The organism is Muriicola sp. Z0-33, assembly GCF_026126425.1.
GTDB lineage: Bacteria > Bacteroidota > Bacteroidia > Flavobacteriales > Flavobacteriaceae > JAFMPW01.
In genome coordinates this window covers 151,423-162,137 of sequence record NZ_JAFMPW010000010.1, presented here as the reverse complement: position 1 = coordinate 162,137, position 10,715 = coordinate 151,423, and the positions used below count along the sequence as shown (strand labels likewise).

At 40.5% G+C, this 10,715-nt stretch carries 11 protein-coding genes; 7 read left to right on the top strand and 4 right to left on the bottom strand.

Going from position 1 to position 10,715, the window contains the following annotated elements; translation table 11 throughout:
* The 7 genes from J1G40_RS14285 to J1G40_RS14255 all read left to right on the top strand — a co-directional run.
* Positions 1-663 (top strand): hypothetical protein (locus tag J1G40_RS14285; protein ID WP_321160201.1); only part of this gene is annotated, 663 nt, incomplete at its 5' end.
* Positions 664-687: 24 nt separating this feature from the next.
* Complete coding sequence (locus J1G40_RS14280) at positions 688-2,700, top strand: gliding motility-associated C-terminal domain-containing protein (protein ID WP_265243329.1); 2,013 nt, start codon at positions 688-690, stop codon at positions 2,698-2,700.
* A 54-nt stretch (positions 2,701-2,754) separates the two neighbouring features.
* Positions 2,755-3,669, top strand: coding sequence for a type IX secretion system membrane protein PorP/SprF (locus J1G40_RS14275; protein ID WP_265243332.1), 915 nt, complete (start codon positions 2,755-2,757; stop codon positions 3,667-3,669).
* Positions 3,670-3,852: 183 nt separating this feature from the next.
* Positions 3,853-4,386, top strand: a complete 534-nt coding sequence (gene idi / locus J1G40_RS14270) for an isopentenyl-diphosphate Delta-isomerase (protein ID WP_265243328.1) — start codon at positions 3,853-3,855, stop codon at positions 4,384-4,386.
* Positions 4,383-4,790 carry a 6-pyruvoyl trahydropterin synthase family protein gene (locus J1G40_RS14265; RefSeq protein WP_265243327.1) on the top strand — a complete coding sequence of 136 codons (408 nt, stop codon included), beginning with the start codon at positions 4,383-4,385 and terminating at the stop codon, positions 4,788-4,790. The genes idi and J1G40_RS14265 overlap by 4 nt, the downstream gene beginning before the upstream one ends.
* A gap of 74 nt (positions 4,791-4,864) precedes the next feature.
* Complete coding sequence (locus tag J1G40_RS14260) at positions 4,865-5,827, top strand: type I phosphomannose isomerase catalytic subunit (RefSeq protein ID WP_265243326.1); 963 nt, start codon at positions 4,865-4,867, stop codon at positions 5,825-5,827.
* Positions 5,828-5,887: 60 nt separating this feature from the next.
* Entirely contained in the window at positions 5,888-6,157 is a 270-nt protein-coding gene (locus tag J1G40_RS14255) for a hypothetical protein (protein WP_265243325.1), read from the top strand.
* A 6-nt stretch (positions 6,158-6,163) separates the two neighbouring features.
* Here the strand turns inward: J1G40_RS14255 and J1G40_RS14250 are convergent, their stop codons facing one another.
* The 4 genes from J1G40_RS14250 to J1G40_RS14235 all read right to left on the bottom strand — a co-directional run bounded on the left by J1G40_RS14250 (position 6,164) and on the right by J1G40_RS14235 (position 10,691).
* Positions 6,164-6,883 (bottom strand): DUF4369 domain-containing protein, encoded by a 720-nt coding sequence (locus tag J1G40_RS14250; protein WP_265243324.1) that lies wholly within the window; start codon positions 6,881-6,883, stop codon positions 6,164-6,166.
* A 44-nt stretch (positions 6,884-6,927) separates the two neighbouring features.
* A complete protein-coding gene (locus tag J1G40_RS14245; RefSeq protein WP_265243323.1) occupies positions 6,928-8,190 on the bottom strand; it encodes a DUF819 domain-containing protein in 1,263 nt (420 codons plus the stop codon).
* A 74-nt stretch (positions 8,191-8,264) separates the two neighbouring features.
* Positions 8,265-10,463 (bottom strand): carbohydrate binding family 9 domain-containing protein, encoded by a 2,199-nt coding sequence (locus J1G40_RS14240; protein ID WP_265243322.1) that lies wholly within the window; start codon positions 10,461-10,463, stop codon positions 8,265-8,267.
* Positions 10,464-10,532: 69 nt separating this feature from the next.
* Positions 10,533-10,691, bottom strand: a complete 159-nt coding sequence (locus J1G40_RS14235; protein ID WP_265243321.1) for an Arc family DNA-binding protein — start codon at positions 10,689-10,691, stop codon at positions 10,533-10,535.
* Positions 10,692-10,715: the final 24 nt, after the last annotated feature.

The window sequence follows — 10,715 nt, the reverse complement described above, 5'->3', positions numbered from 1 at the left end:
ACCGACGATCAGAATATATCAGGATCAGGACTTTCAGGAACCGATCTTACCATTGGTATTGAAAACGGAACAAACGAAGTAGTTGATCTTTCATCCTTAGTTGGAACCGATGATCAGAATATCGAAAGCCTGGCAGTAGATACAGGCACAAATATTCTTACAGTCGGAATTGAAGACGGTACCAGTCAAACCGTAGACCTTTCGCACTTAGATGATGCAGGGACGGATGACCAATATGATGATGAGGTGCCACTGAGAACACCAATTGATGTGGATGAAGGAGGAGTAGGATCACCTACAAATGAGACTAACGTGCAGGAGGTAATCAATGCAATTGCACCAATTACTTCAAAAGCGGCAAGGATTTTTTATCCGCCTTCAATAGCGGTTGACGCTTCCACCAATGGTACAGGATTTACAATAAATCTATATACCCAGTACACCGCCCAGTATGGTACTCCGACAGTTGCCAGTGCAGGGGCGCCGGCTGCGGTACCAACTTATGCCGCCACAGAATTATATTACTATGTAACCTATGCAGACCCTACGGTATTTGATACGGGAACCATGAGTATTGATGCCAATGGGGTGCTCACCTATGATATCATAGGGCAACCGGCAGATTACAATGCCCTTATCAATGTAGTCTTTGTGGTAAAATAATTTAAAATTAAGCACTGTATAGATTTGAGATCTCTCAATATAAATAAACAACTTTTCCTCAGTATTGTACTTACATTGCTGGGGATCGCTGTTTCCAATGCCCAGTTCTTATTACAGGCACCCAATAGCGGCGACGAAACCAATTTTAGATGGTATGAGGCCTCCGATACGAGTACCGTACTGTCTACAGATTTCTTTTATGAAACCAGTGCGCCCGGAGTGTATTTCGCAACTTATGATGGTACGCTTTGCGGGTCTAATGCCACAGATTATTTTATACTGACAGATTGTGTTGCTCCCGATAATCAGGTTACCATGGATATTACAGCTAATGTTACCGGTGGAGGAACGGTATCCTGGAGTCCGGTTATAGCGGGTGATCAGCTCGCTCCCGTAGTCACTGCAACAACATCGGTTGTCCGGTATACACCTACATTGACTAAGGCAGGGAACGCTATTGCCCTCCCGAGTTTTACTGTGGTTTGTTTGCAACAAGCAGCAGATCTGGTAGATGATTTTATCACAGTAAATGAAGATGAATTTGTAGATATTCCCATCTATGATAATGATAGTAATTTGCCATCGGCAGGAACACTCACTACAACCAATCCGGCCAATGGAAGTATTAATATAAATGACAGTGGTACACCCAATGACCCTACTGATGATATTGTTACCTACACCCCGGATCCGGATTATAACGGCCCGGATACTTTTGATTATACCGTCTGTAATTCTTTGGGATATTGCAGCACAGCAACGGTCACCATAGATGTATTACCAATTCTGGATGCAATAGATGATACGGTGGCAACAACAGAGAATATTGCCGTTGATATAGATATATATGCAAATGATAACGACATTCCTACAGTGGGCACACTTAGTAATACCAACCCTTCAAATGGTACAGTAACGATTAACAATAATGGGACCCCGTCCGACCCTTCGGATGATATTGTGAATTATTCACCAAATTTTGGATTCCAGGGCACCGATACTTTTGATTATACCATTTGTGATAACCTGGGTAATTGTGATACAGCCACTGTTACTATAATGGTTAATCCTCTGGGGACAGATCTGGATACGGATGATGACGGGATTGTGAATTCGTTTGAAGACCTTAATGCAGATGGAGACAATGACCCATCTACGAACCCTACTGATACCGATGGAGATGGCATTCCTGATTATTTAGATATTGATAGTGATGACGATGGTATACCAGACAATTTGGAAGGACAAACCACAGCCGGATATATTCCTCCAAGCCTGGTAGATGCAGATGCAAATGGCCTTGATGACGCTTATGAAAACGGGGGATCCGTAGGAATCATTCCAATTGATACAGACGGGGACGGGCTGCCAGATTATGTTGATAATGATAGTGATAATGATAATGTTCCTGATAATATTGAAGCACATGATTATGACCAGGACGGTTTACCTGATGTAACCTACATCGGATCGGATAAGGACAATGACGGTCTTGATGATGGTTATGAAGGGGCTGCCACCATAGATTTTGATGTTAATGATGAATTGGACGACCCAATTAACGATATTCCTAATACCGACGGGGATTCAGAATCTGATTATAGGGATATTGACGATGATGATGATGGAATTATGACTGAGATGGAAGATATAAATACGGATGGTAACTATGCAAATGATGATGTTGATGAAGATGGCATACCAGATTATCTTGAACCGAATTTCACAGGAGATGATATCGAGGTATTTAACGTAGTTACACCCAATGGAGACGGTATTCATGATGTTCTCACTATAAGTGGATTGGAGAATTATCCCAATAACACTATAAAAATTTACAATAGATGGGGCGTTCAGGTCTATATCACCAGGGCCTACAATACAGAAGGTAATGTCTTTGACGGTACCTCTGAAGGAAGGGCTACGGTTGATGTTGATAATAAGTTACCCGTAGGTACGTATTTCTATATTCTTGATTATGAAGATTCTCAGGGAGAAATGAAATCGATCTCAGGCTATATATACATAAATAGATAAAAAGTAATAATGGTACAGCAATTCGCATATAAGCTTCTAAAGTTCAGGATCAGCATGTTGTTTCTGTTATTTACTATTACCATATCCTTTGGTCAGCAAGATGCCCAGTACACCCAATACATGTATAACACCATGAGTGTAAATCCGGGATATGCGGGTTCTCGTGGACATTTTAGTGTGGCGGCATTATACAGGGCACAATGGGTAGGCCTGGATGGTGCTCCTAAAACCCAAACCCTGAATGCACATTCCCCCATAGGATATAATGGAGTAGGTATGGGAATATCTATTGTTAATGACCAGATCGGACCCACTTCCGAAACTTATTTTGACCTGGATTTTTCTTATACCATACAGACTTCAGATGTGGCAAGATTGAGTTTTGGACTAAAGGCAAGTGCACATTTATTAGACATAAGGTTTTCAGAGTTAAACCAGGATATTACTAATCCTGGTGGGCCAGATCCCACCTTGCAACAGGATATTCAAAACAAGTTTTCACCCAACATTGGGGCAGGGGTGTATTACCATACAGATAGGTATTATTTGGGCCTTTCTGTACCTAGATTTTTAGAAACCTCACATTTTGATCAGTCTTCTTTGTCTACGGCAAAAGAGCAGCTGAATTTTTATCTTATTACAGGCTATGTTTTTGATATGGGGCCATTTTGGAAGTTTAAACCTGCCTTGTTAACCAAGGTGGTTCAGGGAGCGCCTTTACAATTAGATGTTTCCGCAAACTTCATGTACAACGATAAGTTTATTATGGGAGCAGCCTACAGATGGGATGCAGCAGTAAGCGGAATGGTAGGTTTTCAAATATCCCCGGAGTTTCTGATAGGGATGGCTTACGATCGGGAAATTACAGAATTGGGGAGTGCCGTTTTTAATGACGGTTCCTTTGAGATAATCCTCAGGTACGATTTTATAAAAGTACTGGAGAATCTTAAATCGCCCAGATTCTTTTAATTCCATTGAGAGCATGTTGAAGAACAAGCGCAAAACAGTTTAGGAGAATACAATAGATATAACAATTCAACCAACCATAATTCCTTGAGATGGCCAACTTTAATTAAGTTGGCCATTTCTCTTTTAGCGTCGTTTTTAACAAATCCTTTCCACAGAATGCTATAAAGATGCTATTTTTGCAGTGTGAAGGAAGAACAGGTAGTACTAGTAGATCAATTTGATAACCCCCTGGGCACTATGGGCAAGATGGAGGCTCATAAGAAGGCCGTATTACATCGGGCGTTTTCCGTTTTTATAATGAACAATAAGGGGGAGACCATGTTGCAGCAAAGGGCTATGGAGAAATACCATTCCCCGGGGTTATGGACCAATACTTGCTGCAGTCACCAACGAGAGGGAGAGTCTAATATTGAGGCAGGTAAAAGGAGATTGAAAGAAGAAATGGGCTTTGAAGCTGAGCTGAAAGAGCTTTTTTCTTTTGTATATAAAGCCCCTTTTGATAACGGGCTGACAGAGCACGAACTAGATCATGTGATGATTGGATTTTATGAAGACGATCCCCTAATCAACACCGATGAGGTAATGGATTGGAAATGGATGAAACCAGAAGAAGTGAAACAGGCGATGTTAGATAAGCCGGAGGAGTTTACGGTTTGGTCCAGGATCATTTTTGATAAATTTTATGATCACTTTAAAGAACAAAAATATATCACATGAGAGTCAAAGTGAGTAGGAAGGCCCATTTCAATGCAGCACACCGATTGTACAGAAAAGAGTGGGGAGATGATAAGAACACAGAGGTATTTGGCAAATGTAATAATCCCAATTACCATGGGCATAATTATGAATTGGTGGTAAGCGTAACAGGGGAGATAGACCCGGAAACGGGATTTGTGATGGACATGAAAGTGCTTAAAGACCTGATCAGGGAGAAAGTTGAGGACCATCTTGATCATAAAAACCTTAATGTTGAGGTTCCCGAATTCCGTGATCTAAATCCCACTGCCGAGAATATTGCTGTAGTCATCTGGAATAAATTAAGAACACATATTGATGCGTCCAAAGAACTGGAAGTAGTACTTTATGAGACCCCAAGAAATTTTGTATCCTTTTCGGGATAAATGCACTGTTATCAATGCTGTTTATGATTCTTTTCATTTAATCTCTGGTCACCCATTTAAATTAATAAACCCTTATGTATCCACTAAAATTTCATCCAATATTAAAAGAAAGATTATGGGGCGGTAAAAAGCTCGGATCTGTATTGGGAAAAGAAATTGAAAGTGATATTACCGGTGAGAGCTGGGAATTATCTGCTGTAAGTGGAGATGACTCTGTCGTAAGTAACGGACCACTTGCCGGGACAGCCCTCTCCAGGCTAATTCAGGATGATCCTGTTGCCTTGCTGGGGCAGGAAATTATAGACCGTTTTGGTCTGGAATTCCCGATTCTTATAAAATTTATTGATGCCAGTAAAGACCTTTCTATTCAATTACATCCTAATGACCAACTCGCCAGAGAACGGCACAATTCATTTGGAAAAACAGAGATGTGGTATATCATGGATTCCGATAAGGATGCGGAGCTGATCATCGGTTTTGAAACCGATGTAACAAAAGAAGCCTATGTGCAAAGTTTGGAGCATAATACGATAACAGACCTTTTACATTACCAAAAGGTGAATAAAGGAGATACCTTCTTCATCAATACAGGAAAAATACATGCAATTGGTGCGGGAATTCTGCTTGCAGAAATTCAACAAACATCCGATATAACATATCGCGTTTATGATTTCAACAGGAAAGATAAAAATGGGGCATTGCGCGAATTGCATACGGAACTGGCTTTAGATGCCATAGATTTTGAGCGGAAGGACGACTTTTATGTGTCGTACTCCAAGACCAGGGATGCACTAAATACAATGGTTGATTCCCCCTATTTTAAAACCAATTACCTGGATTTAACAACCAATTTTAGTCAGGACCTGTCTTCAGTAATGTCTTTTGTGATTTATATGTGTGTTGAGGGTAAAGCAACAATTGTAAACGAGGATGGGGAAGTTGATATAAAGAAAGGAGAAACCGTTTTGATTTCAGCAGACACTGAAGCCATCCAAATATTGACAAAGGGGGCAAGCTTTTTAGTAGTGGATATTTAGGACTTAGATTTCAACACATAAACAAGTTAAAAAAGCGTATTTTTGCGCAAAATTTATATTATGGCAAATATTCGAGACTTAAAGAAAGATATCAATTACGTATTAGGTGATATCATAGAGGCAGTATATATAGTTGAGTCAACTCATGACAAACACGGAAGCAAAGAAGGTTCGGCCATAATTGATGGCGCTATTTCCGCCTTTGATGACTTAATCGCGAAGGTGAATAACAAGGATGTTGAAGACAGAAAAGCCCATTTGAAAGGGGTACGCAAAGAATTGGAAAAAAAGGCATCTGCCCTGATAGCTAAAATAAACAAGCTAGATTAAGCCATCTTATTTGCCGTTCTCTTGCAACTTAATTTCCTCAAGGTGTTGCTTAAGCCTTTTACCGTATTTTGATGCTGCAACTTCAGGAATCAGTGCGTTGTAGATAGAGTCTAACAGCTTTGCTTTGGCATCGGCAACTTCGGTAATGGCAATATAAGGGGCAATATGAGAGTCTTTATTATTTAAGGCAAAATTTAATGCGTACAGATAGCCCCTCAGCATATTCTTATCACTGGCTTTTTGAATAGAATCCATTGCCAGGGTATCCTGTCGTATTTTTGGATCACTGGCCGCTCTTAATATTTCAAGATTTTGTGTATTAAATCTGGTCATCACTTTGCGGTATTCCTCTAACTTCTTATGGGTTGAAGATCCTTCAATCTTGGCCTTGGTATCAAAGGTGTCCCAGGAAGTTTTAATGCTTATGATTCCGGGTTCTCCAAAAAAGGTAATCCGGTCATTGATATCGTTATTGTCCTTTTTATTTAGATAGAGATAAAATACCTCAGGGCTTTCCAATTCTGTTTTAAATTCAAAATTACCATCTCCTGCAATTTCCAGGGAATCTAATGTAACAAGCGTAGAATCTGGCAGATGTTGCAGGTAAAGCGTGCCTTTTTTAAGGCCTTTTACATTTCCTGTTACCGTCATGGTGTTCTCAGTGTCTGCATCCCCGCAACTAAGCAATAATGACAAAACTCCTAAGGACAATATCAACTTCTTCATTTTATATATTTTGAGCCGCAAATATCATGAAAGTATCTGGAAAACTAAACTTTTGAAGCTATTTCCATAAGTAAGCCACAAATATAGGCGCCTGCCGTACCGACCACATAGCCAAAGACTGCCAGCAGAATGCCTACAGAGGTGAGGGAAGGGTGAAATTCCGCTGCGACGACCGGAGCCGAAGCAGCCCCTCCTACATTTGCCTGACTACCCACAGCAAGGAAGAAATAGGGAGATCTGGTTAATTTGGCAACCAGTATTAGCAGGCCTGCATGAATGGAAATCCAAACCAATCCTATGGCAATTAAACCCGGATTTTCAAATATTCTTCCCAAATCCATCTTCATACCAATGGTGGCCACCAGTATATAGATAAATAAACCTCCAATTTTACTGGCTCCGGCACCTTCAAAATTCTTTGCTTTGGTAAAGGAGAGTCCAATTCCTGAAGCGGTGGCGAACACTACCATCCATAAAAATTTTGAGCCTAGGGAAGACAAGGCCTTTTCCTTATTTCGGATCGATTCAAAATTGGCCTCAAGAAATTCCGCAAAATGACTCCCTAAATAATGGGCCACCCCAACGGCAGTAAAAGCCAGACTAAGCATGATAACATAATCATATAGGCTGGTAACTCTGGTAATTCTATCGGTGTGTTCCTGTACCTTAATCTTTAATTCATCAATAGCAGAGGTATCCGCTTTTAACCATTTATCTATTCGTTTTGTCTTACCGATTCCCAGCAGTAATATGGCCATCCAAATATTAGCTACAACGATGTCAATAAGTACCATTCCACCAAATTTTTCGGGATTGTATTCAAAGACTTCAAGCATTGCGGCCTGGTTGGCCCCGCCTCCGATCCAACTACCAGCGATTGTGGTCAGACCCCTCCATACGGCATCTGGGCCAGCACCCCCCACAGTTTCTGGAGAGAAAACCGATACTACCAAGATAGCTATAGGCCCCCCTAGTACTATACCGGCCGTCCCCGTCAAAAACATGATTAGGGCTTTTGATCCCAGATTGGCTATGGCCTGAAGATCTATACTTAGCGTCATTAATACCAGTGCAGCCGGTAAAAGGTACCTGCTGGCAATATAATAAAGTTTGGAATTCTCCTCACTGACAAGGCCTATACTGGTAAGTACGGCAGGAAGCATGTAACAAAGAAGCAATACTGGGATTACAGAATAGAATTTTTTCCAAAAACCTGTTTTAATAGATGAAGTGTAGAACACCAACCCCAGACATAAACATAGTAATCCAAATATTACGGTATCCTCGGTAATGGGTAGTTGGTTCATTTAGGTCTGATTATGATGATCAGAGCCAAATATAATCAAATTAAAAAATGATGAACAGGTCTTTTAAGGTCTTCCTAAATGTTTAACCAGTAGGTTAACTTAAGATTGATGGATCTGTTTCTTGGCATAAAGCTGTTTACAAAATAATTATCGTTATAAACAATGAATAGATCTGATAGTGGAGCAAAGCGCCATTGCAAACGAGAATTAAAGCCCAGATTGTCTCGTTGATTACTGTACTGAACTAAAGTAGACCAAAACAGAGATTTGCTGAAAGTGATATCAATTTTAGGGCTAACCAACCAGATATCTGCACTGGAATGTGGTTCCGGAAGATTTATCTGGTCATAATTAACCAGGACAGACAAGAAAGCTTTGGGTTGAAACCGCATAGTCATATTTCCTTCAACGGAATACCGTTTCCCATTGAAAAAACCACCATATGCAGTTTTAATTTCCCCTGAAAATATCCTTCTCCTGTCCGATTCATATCCTATTTCTGCGCTATTGTAATGATATCCCTGATCTCCTGGTATCGGTACGGCTCCATCCGTATCGGTAGGATCAAAGGAGTCGAATAAATAAGTATACGTATTGGTGAATTCAAATTGTAGTTGGGAGGTATCATTAAACCGGGCCTGCCATGAACCTCTGTAGTCGACATCGGTTTTTTGAAAATTTTCACTGGGTTTCCAGAGTATTATAGGGAAAAACTGGAAAGCATGGTTTTGAATACTTCCTTTTTTTGGCCAAAATACCCGCTCAAAACTCACTATACTTTTTAGGATATCTGTTCTCCTGATGAATCCCAGATCGGAACGAAAGTCTTCCCCTATGTAGACCATCTTTGTATACAGATTGTAATTCAGAGAATTAAAACGCATGGTGGTTCCTGCAGAAAAATCGTTATCGCCCTCCCCGGGATCAAATGATTTATGGCCATAGAACTTCCCTGTCCATCTGTTGTCAGCAGAATTGAGGTTATAATCTACCCCCAGAACCCGATTATATTTATCATTCGGATCCAAAAAATCATAATCTTTCGTGGCTTGTCGGTTAATAAAAAACATGCCTATATTGGATCTGGAAAATACCCGTTGCTGAAAGGCCAGCATCATATTGTTCGTCGTTGCTATTTCATTAGCTTCATCTGCTTCGGTCTGAATATTGAGTACCCCTAACCGCATGTCTTTAGTTAACTTGCCACTTAGGCGCACCCCTCCTATAATTTTATTTTCTATGGTGTTGTCAGCGGTATCTTTGGCAATCCCAATCCGTCTGGAAAAAAAAGGATTGGAATCTCTCTGATCTCCAAAACTCGCGAACAAATCGCTGTTATCTACAAAAAACTGTCTTTTCTCAGGTAAGGAAACCTCAAACCTGGTTAAATTGGTTACCTGATCATCTACTTCAACCTGAGAAAAATCAGGATTCACGGTGATGTCTAGATTCATGCTATTCCCTATAGAGACCTTAGCATCTCCACCAACTTTTAAATTATTCAGGCTTTCATCATTCTCAAAATCTTTTTGCGATAAGGTGTTTACATAGGGGATTATTGCCAAAGGTGTTCTTGATTTGCCAAGGGGCCTTTCAAAAATCATATCCCCCATAAATCCCATCCCCCAGACATTCTGATTTTGGGGTATCTGCATCCATGTACTGGTCTCGTTAGACTGGCTATCGAATCTGTAGCTGTTAAAGCCCCACCTGGTTTCACCTTCCTTAAATTTGAAGGAGGTGAGTGGAATAATAAGTTCAGCAGTGTAATAGGTATCGTAAATCTTCGCCTCCCCTTTCCATTTTACATCCCAGGTAATAGAAAAGCCTCTGAGGTCATTACCACCACCCGAAAGTAAACCTTCCCTGCGCACTCCATAAGGGTTGGTGCCAAATAAGAAGGCATTGGTGCCATCATTGAAAGTATCAAACAGCATGGTAATATTGTCTGCTCCTCCGGCCCTGAAATCCCGTTTAAGAGATTGAATTGCATAGTCGGTTCCCGCAGCATTGACTGTAATTCCTATATACAGATTGGTGTCATCGAACAGCATTTTAATCTCAGACTGTTGTTTGGCCTGAATATTGTCCACGGGAAAGTACTCCCAGAATTCTCTGGCACCATCTGCTTTCTCCCAAATAGGTTCATCCAAAACCCCGTCTGCTACAATGACTTCAGTGATGTATTTAACCGTAAAGGATTTTTTTTTGGATTGCCCTAAAATGCAAAGAGAAAATGATAAACATGCCATCAGGCATAATACCTTGGTCATTGAATAGGAATTAGTCGACCAAATTTAATAGATTTTACCGTTAAAAAAATCCCAAAACACGTCAAAAAATCACTTCTTTTTAGGATGTCTGTTTTCCTTCTTAAGACTTTGCATTAACATCCATTCTATCTGACCGTTGGTACTTCTGAACTCATCTGCTGCCCATTTCTCAATAGCTCTTAGCATTTCTTCGTTTATTCTCAGTGCGAAGGCTTTCTTCTTACTCATCGTTTGCGGCTTTGTGAAGGTGGG

Bases quoted from the DNA above. Each gene is read 5' to 3' on its own strand.
- J1G40_RS14245 (WP_265243323.1), bottom strand. From the start codon at position 8,190: ATGAACCAACTACCCATTACCGAGGATACCGTAATATTTGGATTACTA.
- J1G40_RS14265 (WP_265243327.1), top strand. From the start codon at position 4,383: ATGAGAGTCAAAGTGAGTAGGAAGGCCCATTTCAATGCAGCACACCGA.
- J1G40_RS14250 (WP_265243324.1), bottom strand. From the start codon at position 6,883: ATGAAGAAGTTGATATTGTCCTTAGGAGTTTTGTCATTATTGCTTAGT.
- J1G40_RS14235 (WP_265243321.1), bottom strand. From the start codon at position 10,691: ATGAGTAAGAAGAAAGCCTTCGCACTGAGAATAAACGAAGAAATGCTA.
- J1G40_RS14240 (WP_265243322.1), bottom strand. From the start codon at position 10,463: ATGACCAAGGTATTATGCCTGATGGCATGTTTATCATTTTCTCTTTGC.
- J1G40_RS14275 (WP_265243332.1), top strand. From the start codon at position 2,755: ATGTTGTTTCTGTTATTTACTATTACCATATCCTTTGGTCAGCAAGAT.
- J1G40_RS14255 (WP_265243325.1), top strand. From the start codon at position 5,888: ATGGCAAATATTCGAGACTTAAAGAAAGATATCAATTACGTATTAGGT.
- J1G40_RS14260 (WP_265243326.1), top strand. From the start codon at position 4,865: ATGTATCCACTAAAATTTCATCCAATATTAAAAGAAAGATTATGGGGC.